Origin of the sequence: Mucilaginibacter tolerans, assembly GCF_030519375.1 — a bacterium.
Lineage (GTDB): Bacteria > Bacteroidota > Bacteroidia > Sphingobacteriales > Sphingobacteriaceae > Mucilaginibacter.
Genome location: NZ_JAUMKB010000006.1, coordinates 282041 through 298070, shown reverse-complemented (window position 1 = coordinate 298070; position 16030 = coordinate 282041). Strand labels below are relative to the sequence as shown.

Sequence of the window (16030 nt, the reverse complement as noted above, 5' to 3'; positions counted from 1 at the left end):
GAGCCGGATGTCATGTAAGTGACAAGTCCGGTTCTTAGGAGGGAAAGGGGCAGCAATGCCCCCTACCTATCCGGCGCTACAGAATTAGGTATTAGCCAGCAAGCAATCTCTAAGATTGAACAAAGTGCCGAAGTAGACGAAGATGCTTTGGTAAAGATTGCGCATGTATTAGGTGTAACTGTAGAGGGCTTGAAACATTTTACTGAAGAGTCTGTATTCAACAATATAAATAACTTTCACGATAATTCAATACAGAACAATTTTAATCCTATTGAAAAAGTTGTTGAATTATATGAGCGCTTATTAGCAAGCGAGCGAGAAAAAATTGAATTGTTAAAGAATAAATAAGATTTACCGCAAAGGATAGGGAGGCCCCTCCTTATCCTCTGACGCTTTAAATGGATTTCCAAACAACTGGAATAGTCGCCTCTCCAACTGTTCTACGGACATTTCGGTAGGCATTCCTGAACTACAATCATCCAATGATTTGATCCATGTTTCCAGTTCATCTATTTCAGATTCATTAAGTAAATCCATTCGCTACCTCTGAGCGAGATCGAGAATGCGTAATTAATAGTTTGCAAGTTCCATTATGGTAGAAACTAATGGTTATACAACTTTATGTAAATATGGTTTATTTCCTTGCATCATGGCTTATTAGAAATGCGGAATTATGCATTTCTAAGTTTCAATAATTATAGGAACGTACATTCTTATAATTATTGAAATCAATTTTATCAATGCGATATAATAATCAATTTAACGTTGAATGGTTTGAAATTTTTCTTGGCTCTACTTATTAGACTGGCCAATTAAGGTAAAACTCTAAATACGAATTGATAATAATAAACTAACAAATGGCATATATATTTATATATTCTCCTAAATTAGCTTAACACTAAACACTTAACTATTGTCTTACGATAGCTACGGTAGCCATGTTGATTGAGGTTGTGACAATCAACTGCCTGCTGAAGTGCGTTTACGCCCGTAAACAGAACCGTAAACAAATAAAAAGAGCTTGCCTAACTGCCGTTAAACATGCTCTTTATACGTCGGGATGGCGGGATGATTCCCGGATCATTTACATCTATGATATTCAATTTGTTATATCAAAAGCTAACAGGTACGGGCACCGAATAGGGCACATTTAATGTGCATTGTTTTGGTGGCTTTTGTAACCGGTCACTTTTTGTATAAGTGATAGTCAATGAACTTGTTGCTCAAATCTAACAAATGTTTTTAATTTAAAAAAGCACAGTAGATCAGTGTCCTTCTGGTGTTTTCGGCTAAGAACGACCGTCCCTTAATCACCATGTAAGCAACAAATGCGCGAGCCGGGTAATAAGTCAAGGCCGGGCAGCCGCTAAAAAACAAATTAAACTCTGCCCGCTTGTACAGCCTTGACTTTTTATCCCGGCGGCAGGCTAAATTCGCTGTAGTGGTGAATAAGGAATGAGGCCCGGAAGTACAAGTAAAAGTAAATCGGCTATTTGTGTGGCGAATTTGAGTTTTTCCTGTGCATGGTAAGGATTACGGCGCATTTATCTCTATAATAAAAAAGGCTGTCTCGAAAGTGAGACAGCCTCAACCAGTTGTAAACCTACATGCGGGTAGTTTCTACCACGCAGAGGTCGGAAGCGGATTCGAACCGCTGTAAAAGGTTTTGCAGACCTCCGCCTAACCACTCGGCCATCCGACCATTGACCGGCAATGCCGGTTATCAACTAAATCATTTATGCATATAAATATGTTATTCTATCAAAACCTGTTCAATATGGTTAATCAACACCTTGTATTGAAGCTCTTTTACGTCTACGTATAAGAAAACCAATGAGTAGTGCAATCAGCATAATCTTATCGTACTATTCCTGCAAAGCGTTGGTAAAATGCAGTTGGACTATGTTGATGTTTTGGAGCATATTCTCCGGCAATAATTGGAATGTATATCACCCTGCGGCGACTTTCTTCGCCTGCGACGGATGATTGCGCCACCCTGTGCCACAGCCTGCCGTCGTGGATCGTCAGATCTCCAGCCTTTGGTATAATTGCCAATTCATTACGGTCGGGTTTATTGTCCACAAAATATCTTTTGCGGAAAAGCAATTGCAGCATGTTTTGTTTATGAGTGCCGGGAATAATTCGCAATCCTCCATTCTTCGGTTTGAGATTGGAAAGGTGAATGCCAACGTTTAGCATCGGGTTCAGTTTCTGACCATGGAAAATGTCACGTAAACCATCCGTATGCCAGCCCATTTTTGTGAAACGGCTTTCCGGTCCACTAACGTAATGATTGAATACCATTCCATCTTTTTCTTCGATCCCCAGCCTTGCCTCAGGACCAACCAGGTTTAATAATATCCGAAAGCGTTTATCATCTGCAAGCCGCTCAAAAACTTCGTGCTGCTGATTGATAAAAGCAAAACGCTGAATGAGCTTTTTGCCGTCAAGATCAATACCGTATTTAAGGGGCACGCCGTTAATTTTATAGGTATTACTTTCAATAAGTTGCTGCTGAACCTCGTGGGAAGCATCAGTGAGTTCTTTAACAGCTTCCGGGCTAATAAAGTTTTCGAAGTGTATAAAGCCATGTTCGTTAAAGAATCTGCGTTGTTCAGTTGTGATGAAGGTGCCTAAGCTGAACTTAGGATATAAGTTTTGCATATAAAAATGATTGTAAGTGTAAAAGACCTGTTTTAAAGAAAAGGAAGAAGTGCCATTATGATAACTGGCAACAACAGCAGCAACAACATGCTGATTGCAAAGCGTGCATTCGCATGACTAATGAAGGTGTGATATTTTGCTGTGTCGTTTTCAATTAAAATCTACTAAGTCTATAGACATACAAGTATAAATAATTAAAATATATCTGTCAAGAATACTTTGCAATTATTTTAAGTTATTGGTTATACAAACCGGCTGCCAGGCGTTCGATAATTTTTTTAGGGGCATGACGAACGACAGTAGCAGAAATTTTATTAAGGGCACCGGGGACGATCTCTGCCTTCCCTTTAAATAAGCCTTTCAGCCCTGCGGCGGCCACATCGTCTGGCGACATATTAAATTTCTCAGCCAAGTCGGCAAGAGCGTCCAATCCTGCTCTTTTTGCAAAGCCGGTATCAGTTGGTCCAGGACAAAGGCAACTTACTGAAATACCTGTTTGCTTAAGCTCATAGCACAAGGCCCGGCTGAATGACAGGACGAAGGCCTTGCTTGCGGCGTATATGCTCAGTGTTGGAACTGCTTGATAAGCAGCGGTACTTGAAACATTTAATATATATGATTTTTCATTTTTAGCTAACAAGGGAAGCATCGTATGCGTCAGCCGGATAAGTGCTTCCGTATTTAACCGGTGCATGTTCACCTGCTCTTCAAGATCAAGCTCCGGAAAATCACCCCACAAACCGAAACCTGCATTGTTGATTAAAATGGATGGTGCAATATCCAATTCTTCGCACCATTGTTTGATCCGGGCCGCTGCGTTTACTTTAGAGAGATCCAGCGCCAGGATGTTTGTTCCTACTTTATAGTTCGAGCGGATATATTCAGCGAGGTCCTTTAAATTCGGCCCTGATCTGGCTGTTAACATTACATGATATCCTTCCTGTGCGAGTTGTAAGGCAAATGATCTGCCAATACCGCTGCTTGCTCCCGTTATGAGTGCATATTTATTCATTTATTCCGTGTAGTGTCTATAAATAGCCTGTCCAGGCTGCCTGTATCTTCATTATTAAACTTTCCTAACAAAATGCTTTGCCCGGTTATTCCCGGATTATTGCCCGATCCTAACAACCAGTTGCCTTTGGTGTCACGTATCTGTAGTCCGGCAAGTTGTGCTGCTTTAAGTCCAAAATCAGTGCAATTATTCTTACTTAGGTTATAGGCCTGACCTTCATATTGATGGGTAAGTTGTAATATCTTTTGAAAACGCCGGCGCGAAATAAATTTTCCAACTACTTCGTCCCACTCATGTCCACCATCATCAGTAAACTTGGAAGTACTTGAAGGCACTAATGGTGTTGCTGAAAGGAGGTTATCTTTATGAGGACCAAATCCAAAAGTAAGAGCGGTATAGGATGAATCTGTATTGAATTTTATTAAGGTGATAAATGTATGACCCGTATTGATGAATTTATGCACTCTAGCTTTACCACGCACAGGTTGTTTGACATGAAGAATCATCGCATAAGCCATAGGCTGTTTTCCATCATTAAAAGTTTCGATAATACGGTTCACCTTAATAATCTTGCTTTCCAGCGGTTTGGCTTCATAGGTGATATTCTTCAGTTGACTCGAAATAACTTGCTGATCGCCGTCAGTGATCGGTATATCTGCGGTGGCTAAACTATCCGGCGTTAATGTTTTTAAGAAACACTTCATAGCGAGTGGATAAAGCCGGAGTCTGGTAAACAAGCCAGCAAGTTTCCCCCATTGCTGATCGCCTGACTCATTGTAGTCAGCATCTGGAACATTAAGCTGTTTGAGCAGGCTCAATAGTTTCTGCTTCTCTGCTCTTCCTTTCAGCGGTGTTGTGATCCGTGGCAACTTAAGTCCGGCCACACTGTCGGCACCGACACTGGCAATGAGTTGTTGCTGAGCACCGGAAATAAGTGGTGAAGACAACGCCGCAATGAGCATGAGGAGATATTTGTATTGTGTAAAGCGGTTTGGGTTCATGATTCGACTAATCTTTATCTTTTTTTGATCTCGAAGCGAGTTGCCCTGTATCTGGCTCACCTGTACTATACGGCGACCGACTCAGGTTCGTAAATAACTTTGTGGCTATATTTTCAGAGCCTGGCAGATTCAAAGCAAACAACCAGAATTCCTCCAAATCGCCGTCATTCATCGTCATCTCTGTTGCACCCTGGCTCTTATGAGCGGCCAGTTCCCAGTTAGCAACGATCTTATAGTTAGTTTTATTTCCGTACCCAAAACTTACTGTCCGGTCCACTGTAAAAGAAGGGCCATCCTTAATGGTTCGTGTTAAATCGTAGTTTTTTAATTGGTTGAACTTTATAGAGGTATCTCCTTTGTCCCTTAGCGCCGCCCCTAATATCAAGGGGCGGGAGGATACAGGCAATTCCGATACGGCTTCAAGTGCAAGCAATGTTGCTGCCTTATGACCTCCGTGTGTAGATTGCTCCGGCAACAAGCAGAGTACTTCGTCATAATGCCCATGAACCAGCACATGATTTAGCTGCTTTTTTACAGCTAAGACATTCCAACTGGTATCAAGCGGTTCATGCTCATTAAGACTGAAATGGCTATCGTGCTGATTACCGTAAAAAATATGGTTTAACCCTAAAATCTTACCAGCCTCCCGTAATTCCTTTTTCCGGATTGCAGGTAAATTCTTCCTTGCGGCTGCCTGATTGGTCAGTGGGCAGCCATAATATTGCTCTGCCAGGGTTGAGTATTTATAACCGGCTTCTCCGTTAGTAATGACAAAAAGATCAACTTTTACTTGCTGTTCTTTTGCCAGTTTGTACAAGGTAACCGATAAAACACTTTCATCATCCGGATGCGCGATCACTACAAGTACCCGCTGAGAAGCTTGTGCAAACGCCGCTAATCCGAAAAAACTGAAAATCAAAAGCAGAAACAATAACTTTTTCATACACCTATCCTTGCCGGTTTTTTATCACACTTTTTCCTTCAGCAACTTGTCGACCTCCTCATTAAACTCTTTAATGAACTGGGTATAATACTCACCCGTTGCAGGGCCTGTAAAGCCGGTATAGATCTTATCTACTTTCCCATTTTTGTCTATAAACAGAATGGTAGGGAAGGAAAGAAAAGTATTTAGTGCAGGAAACGACTCAGCGACCGCTTTTTTATCTGCCAGTCCGCCAAACACCTCCGTGTAGCCAATATCAAAACGCCGTTTGAAATTCTCCATTGCATTTTTGACATATGATGGATCAGATTTGCGTTCGAATTGTACGCCAACGACTTCAACGCCACGGTTTTTATTTTTCCAGTACCAAGGCGCTACGAAGCTTGCTTCGTCCATACAGTTAGGGCACCAGGTGCCACCAATTGTCAGGATAACTACCTTGTTCTTGAATTTATCGTCTTTCAAAGAAACTTTATTGCCATCAGCATCCGGCAGTGAAAAATCAAACGACTGGTATCCTTCTTTAAGATAAGTCAATTTGTAGGGATCGGGCAAAGCTGCGTCCGGGTTTTTATTTGCCGTGAATGTTGCATTGCCTGCTGTCCCCGTGATTTGGCCATTACTAATAGTTCCGCTGTAATACGAAGGACCACCACCTATAAATGAGGAAAGATAAAACTTATCTCCCTGCACAATGCCTTCGAGGTAACGAGAATCACCGCTAATGCTCAAGAAAGTTGCGTACAGTTTGTTGCCTTGCTGCCGGAACAAACCCACCTTCTTCACGCTTTCTCCACCTTTAGGAGATTCGAAAATGACGTCATATTTGCCACTAATATCTACGTCAGGCTTTTTACCGTCATCAGCAAAGCGAAATGTTTCACCCCACTTCGCGCTTACCGGCAACGTTCTTCCACTATGATCTTTCTTACGTAATACACCTGATAATTCTTTATCAGCTATTTTGAGTGCCAGTTCATTATCAAACTGATCGAAGGCAATGTATAATGAATCGGCTTTTTGTGTTATACTACTTGCGGGAAAATGTTCCGGTCCGTTTATTAAAAATAGCTTTGCCGTTTTTGCGTTTGTGCCTTGTATCTCGAAATTGAATGGTATCTCTGTCCCACTAGTTTGGTGAAAAACGCCACGCCACGGCCCTGCGGCCACAAAAGTTTGTGCGCGTAATACAGTGAAGGAAAAAACTGAAAGCAGGAATAAAAAAGTTCTTTTCATATTGATGTGATTTAATTCAAGGGTATTTGTTTTGATTAAGCTGCAGCCAAATGACAAAGGGCTGCCAACGTTTCTGCGGCCCTGTCGATTTCTGCGGGTGTGTTATATTTACTAAATGAAAAACGGATGGTAGTACTCTCCGCATCTACCCCCAGTGCAGTCAGTACATGAGAAGCTGAACCGCCTGAACAGGCGCTGCCACCCGATACTGCTATACCCTGTTCATCCAATAATTGTATAAGATCGGACCTGCCGTAAGGAAGATTGACACTAAGCACGGTATAGAGGCTTTTTTCGGCATTCGTAGAATTGCCATTAAATCTAACTTCGGGCAGCGTTTCTTTTAACCGGGAGATCAACCTATCCTTTAAAGACTGAATGTGCTTTCTGTCGCGTTCCAAACTTTCATAGGCAATTTCCAATGCTTTTGCCAATCCCACTATTCCAGCCACATTTTCAGTGCCCGAACGCAACCCTTTTTCCTGGCCGCCCCCGTGAATCAGTCGCGACAAATGTGTGCCTTTGCGTGCATATAAAAAGCCGATACCTTTCGGGCCGTGGAATTTGTGGGCCGAGGCAGCGAGAAACTGTACGGGCAAGTTAGCCAGGTCATAAAAGTAATGCCCCATTGTTTGTACTGCATCGGTATGAAATAGCCCGCCAAAATATGCAGTAAAGGCACTGACCTTTTCAATATCATGCAGGTTACCGGTTTCGTTATTTCCGTGCATAACAGATACCAGGTTTCGGGTATTAGTGCGCAATAAATAATGAAGATGATCAAGATCGAGATTACCCAAATGATCATGGCGCAGGTAACTTACCGCAATTCGATGTGATTTGATAAGAGACCGAAGCGTTTGCAGAACTGCCGGATGTTCAAAGGGCGTTGTGATCACATGGTCGATTTTCGCATTAACAACAGCAGAAACCATGGCCATGTTATCGGCTTCGGTACCTCCTGATGTAAAAATGATCTCTTCAGGCAAAGCGTTAAGCAGTCCGGCTATTGTGGCACGGGAATCTTCAACAGCCTGCCTGGTTTGGCGTCCGTAAGTGTGCAGGGCGGAAGGATTGCCATAGTGGTTTAATAAGTAAGGTGTAATGGCCGCAAAAACTGCCGGATCGAGCGGTGTCGTAGCGGCGTTGTCCAGGTAAATGTTCATAGTCGTTCGTTAAAAATTTTATCAATCTCAATTCTTACCAGGAAGCGTAGTTGCTGCCATTCGTTTCATCCTTATCTCTCTTCCTTTGCCGGAAGCAGGATTTGGCACCTTTTATCTCCATTGTATACAGGTTGCCAAGACGTCACAGGGCCTTTTCCCTCGGTCTTTCTGGATAAGTATTGATGTGTTTCCGAGGCAAAGATAAATTAATTCTATAAACTCTATAGATTTAATAGTATTTATTTCTATGTTTGTAACGGATTTGTTGTACGGAGTCTCCTGGCGTATTCGATTTATCTAAATACTAACCCTACAGATCGACTTTATTATCACAATTTCAATATGAAAAATTCATCTGCTAATAAAATGAATATCAATATCTACTACTGTCAAAATCTTATGTATTTAAATCTCTATTCTTCACAAGTCAGCCAAAATGCATTCCCCTCATGCATAAAGAGCATGCGATGTTGATCTCGGCTCTGTAAATGATCATTTGATACCAACCCGCGCTGCAGCCGGAAATATTAAAAGATCTGTATTTAATACCCCAGTCTTGAATAACGAAAGCATTAACCGAAGGCATATATATGGTCTTTACGCTGCTTTATTGACTAAAAATTCTATTTACAATTCTAAAATCATGTTCAAAACTTACAAACTTCTATTGGCAATTGTATTGCCTCTCTTATTTGCCCTGACGGTTGCAGCACAATCAGTCAGCGTACATGGTGTAGTGACATCCAAGACGGATGGAACACCCTTGCCCGGCGTCAGTATTTCTGTTAAAGGGAGCACTTCCGGCACCCAAACAGACGCTAACGGCAATTTTTCAATAAGCGCCAATATCAATGCTGTGCTGCATGTGACCTATACTGGTTTTATCACGCAGGAGTTTACTATAAAACAAAGTGAAAATCATTTACAGATCGTTCTAGTTGAGGCACAGAACTCGCTAAACGAGGTAGTAATTACTGCGTTGAACATCTCTAAGGATAAGAAATCTTTAGGATATTCAGTCCAGGGCGTGAAAGGGAAAGACCTCGACGAGGCGAAAGAGACCAACCTGGTAAATGCGCTCGCAGGCAAGATTGCGGGTGTAACAGTGACTAACAGCCAGGGCGATATGGGGTCTTCCCGCATTATTATTCGTGGCGAGACTTCCATCGCGGGAAATAACCAACCCTTATTCGTGGTCGACGGTGTCATCGTAGATAACTCGCAATTTTTAGGAACGAACGGCTCAAGGGACTTTGCGAACGCAATTGCTGACCTAAACGTCGAGGATATTGAATCAGTCAGTGTACTAAAGGGGCCCAATGCCGCCGCGTTGTATGGCTACCGGGCAGCTGCAGGTGTGATCCTTATTAAAACGAAAACCGGAAAAGGCTCCAAAGGCATCGGCATCAGTCTTAACTCTAATGCCACTTTCTCCACTGTACAGTTATTGCCAACCTATCAGAACGAATATGGTCAGGGCTCTAATGGTCAGTTTAGCTACGTAGATGGTAAGGGAGGCGGCGTCAATGATGGCGTGGACGAAAGCTGGGGACCACCGCTGGATGGAAGATTGATACCGCAATTTTACTCAAACGGACAAGCCGTGCCCTTCGTAGCGCACCCCAACAATGTCAGGGACTTTTTCAGAACGGGCGTCACTCTGAACTACGGTGTTGCCCTGACCGGAAGTAACGATAAAGCGGATTACCGCTTATCATACAATAATCTGCATCAAACCGGGATAGTACCTAATAGTTCACAAGGAAGAAACTCCTTTCTCCTGAATTCCAGTTTCAAATTAACCCCCAAATTAACAGTAACGACCATCGCCAATTATATCAAGGACGATGCTGATGATCTGCCCGGAGCTTATGGCAAAAGAGCGACAAGCACCATGCTGCAGTTTACGTGGTTCGGTCGCCAGGTTGACATCAGTCAGCTTAAGAATTATAAAGATGCTAATGGCAACACATTTAACTGGAACAACAGTTACTACAGCAATCCTTACTGGCTTGCATACGAAAATACTGTTGGTCAACATAAAAATCGGATCATCGGCAGCGTAGAGTTAAACTACAAAATAATCGACGGGTTATCGGCCAACTTCCGTACCGGTACCGACTATTATAATGACAGGCGTAAAATAAAGGTAGCCTATGGCACCAACGGCACGCCATATGGCTCATACGAGGAAGATGCCTATACCGTGAATGAAACCAATACGGAAGGCCGCTTGCAGTATACTAAAAAATTAAATTCGGATTTTTCTATTGACCTTTTAGCCGGAGGCAATATCAATACCATATTGAATGAAGAAAATGATCAGGTAGCACCGAAATTGGCAGTCGCTGGCCTGTATACCCTAAGTAATTCCCGCGATCCGCTGGTATCCTCAAACTATTATGGCAAACTAAAAACCTATAGCTACTTTGGCTCGGCGCAACTCGGTTTCCGCAATTATGCGTTTCTTAATGTGACCGGCCGAAATGACTGGTCGTCGACGTTACCCGCTGCAAATTTATCTTATTTCTATCCTTCAGTTAATGGTAGCCTTGTGCTGTCTGAGGCATTGGACATTAAAAGCGACATACTCACTTATGCAAAACTTAGGGGCGGCTGGTCAAAAGTAGGAAAGGCGACTACCCCTTATCAATTGCTGAATGCCTATACATTTACGGCTCCATTTGGTGGCAATCCGCAGCAAAGTTCTCCTGCCATTGATCTGAATGATCATCTTAAACCTGAAACAACCACATCGGCAGAGGCTGGTTTTGAACTTGGATTCTTCCAGGACAGGGTACATCTTGATTTCAGCGCTTACAATACCAATAGTATCAATCAGATTCTTACGGTTGATGTAAGCCCGGCAACCGGCTTCAGTCAAAAAGTGATAAATGGTGGCCGTATCAATAATAAAGGCATAGAAGTTCAGTTGGGGCTCACTCCTGTTAAATTAAAAGACTTTAGCTGGGATGTGACGACCAATTATTCATTGAACCACAGCAAAGTGGCAGCACTGGATGCGGACGGACGCCTCCAAAGTATCGTGTTGGGAAGCGACCGTACTGTACAGATACTTGCAGCTCTTGGTCAGCCATATGGTACGATCTATGGGAATGCTTACCAGCGTAATGCGGCCGGACAGATCATAATAGGCGCCAACGGCACTCCCGTGATCAATCCAACAAAACAATACCTGGGAAAATATACGCCTAACTGGCAGGGAAGCATTAACAATAGTTTTACTTATAAGAGATTCAACCTGAGCTTTCTCGTAGATGGACACTTTGGAGGATCTATCTATTCCAACACCAATCGTACCGGTACCTACACAGGTGTTCTGGCATCAACCCTTCCGGGCAGGGGTGCCCAAAATGGAGGCCTCAGCTATTATTACCCGGGCAGCAATGCTTCGGCGGCAGCGGTACAAGCCAGCACAGCTCCGAATGGTGAAACAGTTTATCACGACGGGATGATCTTTAACGGCGTACATGCTGACGGAACTCCAAATACCACCATATTGCCTGCACAATCTTATTACAAAGGCTTTACGAACGTGGACGAAGCATTTGTTTATAACGCAACGTATATAAAATTACGTGAAGTAAAATTTGGCTATTCTTTGCCGTCAGCCTGGATAAAAGGTGCCGGATTACAATCGGCCACTATATCTCTTGTGGGCCGTAATCTCTGGATCATTCACAAGAATGCGCCCAATATCGATCCTGAAACTGCCTTTAATACGGGTAACGGCCAGGGCCTTGAGGACCTTACCTTACCAACTGTTCGGAATATCGGCTTTAATATCAATCTTAAATTCTAATGATCATGAAACTTAAATATATAACTATTGTCGCAGGCCTGTTTTTATTGTTAACGGCATCGTGCAAGAAAGAATTGGTGAGGATCAACCAAAACCCCAATGGATCACAAACGGCTCAGCCCAACTATTTGCTTACCGCAGCTACCAAAGCAACGGCTGACACCTATTGGGGCGTGGCAAACAGCATGGATGCCAGTTTGCTTTTTGTACAGTACTGGGCAAAAATTCAGTATACAGACCCCGATAGATACATTTACACCAACAGCTCATTCCAGGAACTTTGGACGGTAGGCTACGCTAAAAGTATTGTCGACCTCAACCAGATCATCAAGCTGGCCGATGCCCAGGGAAACAAAAATTACAAAGGCGTTGCGCTGGTTCTGCGCTCCTGGACGTTTGCCTTACTGACTGATGCCTATGGAGACATCCCATACAAACAGGCAGCAAACATTGACCAGTCCATAACACCGGCTTATGATACACAGAAGGACGTTTATTATGGAATACTTGATGATCTGAAAGCAGCCCAGGCAGCGCTCGACCCCGCCGGGAAAGCTATTGCAGGTGACATTATTTATGGAAATAATATCAGCCTTTGGAAAAAGTTTGCCAATTCGCTGCGCCTCCGTATAGCTTTACGTATAGCAGACCGGGATGCAGTGAAAGCCAAGCAAGCGCTGGATGATGTTCAGGCCGAAGGCAGCGGCTATATCAGTTCCAACAGTGAGATCGCACAACTGGTTTATCTGGATTCGCCAAACCAGAACCCAGTAAGTAATTTGTTTGATACCCGTGATGATTACCGGATTAGCAAAACCATCGTTGACAAGCTGATCGCACTGAACGATCCTCGTCTTCCAATATATGCCAGTCCGACACAAGACCCTACTCCGCAAACCTATGTAGGTATCCCCAACGGGTTGCTTGTAGGCGATGCCAGTAGTCTGGGCTTTACGAAAACGTCCAAGCCGGGCGCCTATTTCCGTGCCCCACATGCCCCAGCCGTAATTGTAAGCTACGCTGAGGTACTTTTTGACAGAGCTGAGGCGGCTGCGCGTGGTTTGACGGCAGAAAATGCTGCAAGTCTTTACAGTCAAGCAATCACCGCCTCATTGCGGCAGTATGGGATTGCCGATGCTGCTATTACCACCTACACTGCGTCGGCTGCTGTTCAATACGATGCGACAAACTATAAAAAATCAATAGGTGAGCAAAAATGGATCGCCTTATTCGGACAGGGGTTGGAGGCATTTGCCGAATGGCGCAGGTTGGATTACCCCCAACTTCAGCCTGCCGTGGCTGGTACGTTGGGAGGCAAATTGCCTGTAAGATTCATATATCCTGGAACCGAGCAATCACTCAATGGAGCAAGCTACAAGGCAGCTGTCGCCGATCAGGGGCCGGATTTGTTGACTACGAAGCTTTGGTTTGATGTAAATTAAAGCCAATGTATGTTTAAATCGAAACCCCGCTTTCTTTATCTGAAAGCGGGGTTCTTTTTTCTCCTAATTAATAGAGGCAAATGAAAAGTGCGCCACTTATTTTAGAAGTTGAGGGCCTTTTTCGAGTGTGTAGGCGGCGATCTTCCGGCCTATATCCTGAGCAGAGGAATTTTCAAATGAATAATGTATCCCGCCATATATTCGGCTGTAACCATTTTCTGATTCGATGCGGCTTAACGACTCCACCGTTCGGCTGGTCTCACCCTGAGTCGTGGTATGCAGTTCGAGCTTATTTTGATCGCCGAAAAATTGCTTAAGTACTTCGTAGCCTGCGGTCACCGTAGCGCTATGACCACTCGGGTAACTGGGGTGCGGCGGCGTGGCCAGCAGTGGCGTCCATTTGTTATAGTCCTTTACCGTTCCGTCGGCCTCCGCATTAAGCGAAGTGACAGGTCGCCAGAACAAATAGCCATATTTCCCACCCCAAACAGTTATCCTTGCATCCGCGGCAGCAATATCTGTCAGCATAAAAATAAAGGCATTTTGTTCTGTCGTTGTTCCGTGAGCAATTGCTAATAACCTCGCCCCCTCATTGACCGTGAGTTCTGCATCCTGTTTATAGAACTGAGCAATATGTGTCTGATCTTCGCTTCTTGCTGTACTTTTACTACCACCAATTTCAGCAACCTCCGCAAGTGCTTTTTTATACTCGTCGCTATTTAATGCCGGTGGTGCGGGAGGAAGAAATGTTTTTACATCCGGTATTATGAAAGGTTTCAGTTTACCCCATTCGACATCGATTCCCGGAGCAAACTTAGCGGGCGTTGCGCGGTATGCCCCTGCTGTGAGCTCTTGTGGCCCGGCATAAGTAGAGAGTGGGGTGGAACCGTCATTGGCGCGCAGCGCGATAATGTCTGCAGCGGCGGCTGTTCCAACATATTCTGCCTTTCCTATAGATCCATCGCTCACTGATTTAAGACTTGTTTCAAGCGCGGCATCAAGGTCAGTTTTTTGACCGGGGAAATAATTTACAAGCACCGCATGCGCAGCATAGGTGACTGCCGCCTGTACCGACGCCTTTTTCTTAACCGGTACAAAATAATGATACGGTGTGCCTATGTGTTTTATGGAATTGACGGCGTCATAAACTGCAATTGCTTCAATAGCTTCAATGCGTGTGCTTAAATTACTATTAAGCCCGGCTGTTTTGGTAGCTTTTACGGTGATAAGGTTCCAGGCCACTACGGGATCGTCCGGGCCACCAGTAGCTTTTTGGATCGTTGCCCCATTGGCAGAAGTAAACGCCATTAAAAATAATGCTGCGTGATAAAAAGGTGATTTCATAAACAGATAGGATTAATAAGTAAAAAGTTATAGGTTACGTAGTTTTATTGGGGTATTTTTAAAGCTCCTTACAAATTATTCGCGGTTTAAGAGAGCTCTAAAAGTTTTAGTTCACTCAATTCCTTTTCTTTTTCAATAAGATCCGCAATGCTCTTTTGCGATAAGATATTCAGGCATGCGTCACGAATAATGATAAAAGTATTTTTTATGCCGCAGGTTGATTCGTCTAAACATTCCTCGCATTTATGGTAGTAGTTTAGGCTGGCGCAGGACACCATCGCTATTGGGCCGTCAGTCAGGCGTAATATCTGCACAAGCGGAATGTCTTCGGGTTTTTTATTTAAACTATAGCCCCCGGCTACGCCTTTTTTACTATGTACTAAACCGGCATTTCTTAATTCGCCCAAAATTGCACTAAGATATTTAACGGGTATATTTTCCCGCTCAGCTATATCTGTGATATGCATAAGCTGATTTTCGGCCGCCTTTCCCAAATGAATTAGGGCCTTAATAGCATACTTTGTTTTCTTTGATAACATATTGGTATTTATTTTAAATCCGGTACTGCAACCTCTATATCGGGCTGTTTTACATCTATCCGTAACTGGTGTGTATTAAATACATTTGAATACGGACTTACGGTCTTCGTCAAAAACACGCTGCCCCCGATTATACTATCATGTCCAATTATTGTATTGCCTCCTAAGATGGTGCTACGGGCGTAAATGATCACATTGTCTTCAACTGTTGGATGGCGTTTTACGGCTGAAAGTTCCTTGTTTACCTGTGATGCACCTAACGTAACCCCCTGATAAATGCAAACATTTTTGCCGATAATACTTGTTGCCCCAATCACTATTCCTGTACCATGATCGATCATAAATGGAACGCCGATTACTGCATTCGGGTGAATGTCTACCCCGGTTTTGCCATGAGCATGTTCGCTGAGTATCCGGGGCAGAATAGGTATTTCAAGTTGCGAGAGTTTATTGGATATGCGATAAACGGCAATAGCGTAAAATCCGGGATATGATACTATGACCTCGTGTATGCTGGTTGCTGCCGGATCATTCTCGTATATCCTGGCTGCATCTTCGCGTAAGTTACCATATATAATTGCCAGGGAATGATAGAAATCTGCCACCTTTTTTTCAATCGCAACTTTATCGGGGTCGAGATAACTTAGCAGGATATTCTCCAGGTCAATCTGGTTTTTCTTTAGCCGGCCCTCATAGGTTGAAAGCTTGTTTAAGTGATTGTCCGGAAACAGAAACTCGATCAGGTCCTTCAGCCACCCAATCGCTTGCTGATTGGAAGGTGTAGCCTCCCATTCGGCTCTGTGGGTCTTGTGTAACAGATCAATAAATTCTTTATTGCTTCCCTGATTAATCATAGCGAT

At 43.5% G+C, this 16030-nt stretch carries 13 protein-coding genes, 1 tRNA gene and 1 riboswitch; of the genes, 3 read left to right on the top strand and 11 right to left on the bottom strand.

The annotated features are described in order from the left end of the window. Nucleotides 1–18 precede the first annotated feature (18 nt). The gene (locus Q3A68_RS11285) at nt 19–348 is read left to right on the top strand and encodes a helix-turn-helix domain-containing protein (protein ID WP_302901189.1); all 330 of its coding nucleotides are present in this window, start codon (nt 19–21) and stop codon (nt 346–348) included. 3 nt (nt 349–351) lie between these two features. Here the strand turns inward: Q3A68_RS11285 and Q3A68_RS11280 are convergent, their stop codons facing one another. The 8 genes from Q3A68_RS11280 to Q3A68_RS11245 all read right to left on the bottom strand — a co-directional run bounded on the left by Q3A68_RS11280 (nt 352) and on the right by Q3A68_RS11245 (nt 8022). After that, nucleotides 352–537 carry a hypothetical protein gene (locus Q3A68_RS11280; protein ID WP_302901188.1) on the bottom strand — a complete coding sequence of 62 codons (186 nt, stop codon included), beginning with the start codon at nt 535–537 and terminating at the stop codon, nt 352–354. A 1094-nt stretch (nt 538–1631) separates the two neighbouring features. Beyond that, nucleotides 1632–1702 (bottom strand) — tRNA-Cys (locus Q3A68_RS11275). A 155-nt stretch (nt 1703–1857) separates the two neighbouring features. Then, complete coding sequence (locus Q3A68_RS11270) at nt 1858–2664, bottom strand: phytanoyl-CoA dioxygenase family protein (RefSeq protein WP_302901187.1); 807 nt, start codon at nt 2662–2664, stop codon at nt 1858–1860. A 235-nt stretch (nt 2665–2899) separates the two neighbouring features. Next, entirely contained in the window at nt 2900–3676 is a 777-nt protein-coding gene (locus tag Q3A68_RS11265; RefSeq protein WP_302901186.1) for an SDR family NAD(P)-dependent oxidoreductase, read from the bottom strand. After that, nucleotides 3673–4677 carry a hypothetical protein gene (locus Q3A68_RS11260; RefSeq protein ID WP_302901185.1) on the bottom strand — a complete coding sequence of 335 codons (1005 nt, stop codon included), beginning with the start codon at nt 4675–4677 and terminating at the stop codon, nt 3673–3675. Before Q3A68_RS11260 ends, Q3A68_RS11265 begins: the two co-directional genes overlap by 4 nt. Before the next feature lie 7 nt (nt 4678–4684). Then, on the bottom strand, nt 4685–5620 hold the full coding sequence (locus Q3A68_RS11255; RefSeq protein ID WP_302901184.1) for a PIG-L family deacetylase: 936 nt from the start codon (nt 5618–5620) through the stop codon (nt 4685–4687). A 24-nt stretch (nt 5621–5644) separates the two neighbouring features. Then, nucleotides 5645–6856, bottom strand: a complete 1212-nt coding sequence (locus Q3A68_RS11250; protein ID WP_302901183.1) for a peroxiredoxin family protein — start codon at nt 6854–6856, stop codon at nt 5645–5647. 35 nt (nt 6857–6891) lie between these two features. Next, nucleotides 6892–8022, bottom strand: coding sequence for a cysteine desulfurase family protein (locus Q3A68_RS11245; protein ID WP_302901182.1), 1131 nt, complete (start codon nt 8020–8022; stop codon nt 6892–6894). A gap of 68 nt (nt 8023–8090) precedes the next feature. Continuing rightward, nucleotides 8091–8201, bottom strand: a riboswitch (SAM riboswitch). A gap of 464 nt (nt 8202–8665) precedes the next feature. Between Q3A68_RS11245 and Q3A68_RS11240 the strand changes: the two genes are divergently transcribed. Both Q3A68_RS11240 and Q3A68_RS11235 read left to right on the top strand, forming a co-directional pair. After that, nucleotides 8666–11845, top strand: coding sequence for a SusC/RagA family TonB-linked outer membrane protein (locus Q3A68_RS11240; protein ID WP_302901181.1), 3180 nt, complete (start codon nt 8666–8668; stop codon nt 11843–11845). Nucleotides 11846–11850: 5 nt separating this feature from the next. Then, complete coding sequence (locus Q3A68_RS11235; RefSeq protein ID WP_302901180.1) at nt 11851–13287, top strand: SusD/RagB family nutrient-binding outer membrane lipoprotein; 1437 nt, start codon at nt 11851–11853, stop codon at nt 13285–13287. A 96-nt stretch (nt 13288–13383) separates the two neighbouring features. Here the strand turns inward: Q3A68_RS11235 and Q3A68_RS11230 are convergent, their stop codons facing one another. From Q3A68_RS11230 to Q3A68_RS11220, 3 genes are all read right to left on the bottom strand, one after another. Then, the gene (locus Q3A68_RS11230) at nt 13384–14631 is read right to left on the bottom strand and encodes a vanadium-dependent haloperoxidase (protein WP_302901179.1); all 1248 of its coding nucleotides are present in this window, start codon (nt 14629–14631) and stop codon (nt 13384–13386) included. Nucleotides 14632–14717: 86 nt separating this feature from the next. Beyond that, nucleotides 14718–15170: an RrF2 family transcriptional regulator gene (locus tag Q3A68_RS11225; protein ID WP_302901178.1), complete on the bottom strand. Its 453-nt coding sequence runs from the start codon at nt 15168–15170 to the stop codon at nt 14718–14720. 8 nt (nt 15171–15178) lie between these two features. Continuing rightward, nucleotides 15179–16024, bottom strand: coding sequence for a serine O-acetyltransferase (locus tag Q3A68_RS11220; protein WP_302901177.1), 846 nt, complete (start codon nt 16022–16024; stop codon nt 15179–15181). Between the last annotated feature and the right edge of the window lie 6 nt (nt 16025–16030).

What these genes read in the sequence shown, in the direction of transcription:
- Q3A68_RS11225 (WP_302901178.1), bottom strand. Translation starts at nt 15,170, where the DNA reads ATGTTATCAAAGAAAACAAAGTATGCTATTAAGGCCCTAATTCATTTG.
- Q3A68_RS11260 (WP_302901185.1), bottom strand. Translation starts at nt 4,677, where the DNA reads ATGAACCCAAACCGCTTTACACAATACAAATATCTCCTCATGCTCATT.
- Q3A68_RS11245 (WP_302901182.1), bottom strand. Translation starts at nt 8,022, where the DNA reads ATGAACATTTACCTGGACAACGCCGCTACGACACCGCTCGATCCGGCA.
- Q3A68_RS11220 (WP_302901177.1), bottom strand. Translation starts at nt 16,024, where the DNA reads ATGATTAATCAGGGAAGCAATAAAGAATTTATTGATCTGTTACACAAG.
- Q3A68_RS11240 (WP_302901181.1), top strand. Translation starts at nt 8,666, where the DNA reads ATGTTCAAAACTTACAAACTTCTATTGGCAATTGTATTGCCTCTCTTA.
- Q3A68_RS11255 (WP_302901184.1), bottom strand. Translation starts at nt 5,620, where the DNA reads ATGAAAAAGTTATTGTTTCTGCTTTTGATTTTCAGTTTTTTCGGATTA.
- Q3A68_RS11280 (WP_302901188.1), bottom strand. Translation starts at nt 537, where the DNA reads ATGGATTTACTTAATGAATCTGAAATAGATGAACTGGAAACATGGATC.
- Q3A68_RS11250 (WP_302901183.1), bottom strand. Translation starts at nt 6,856, where the DNA reads ATGAAAAGAACTTTTTTATTCCTGCTTTCAGTTTTTTCCTTCACTGTA.
- Q3A68_RS11230 (WP_302901179.1), bottom strand. Translation starts at nt 14,631, where the DNA reads ATGAAATCACCTTTTTATCACGCAGCATTATTTTTAATGGCGTTTACT.
- Q3A68_RS11265 (WP_302901186.1), bottom strand. Translation starts at nt 3,676, where the DNA reads ATGAATAAATATGCACTCATAACGGGAGCAAGCAGCGGTATTGGCAGA.
- Q3A68_RS11270 (WP_302901187.1), bottom strand. Translation starts at nt 2,664, where the DNA reads ATGCAAAACTTATATCCTAAGTTCAGCTTAGGCACCTTCATCACAACT.
- Q3A68_RS11235 (WP_302901180.1), top strand. Translation starts at nt 11,851, where the DNA reads ATGAAACTTAAATATATAACTATTGTCGCAGGCCTGTTTTTATTGTTA.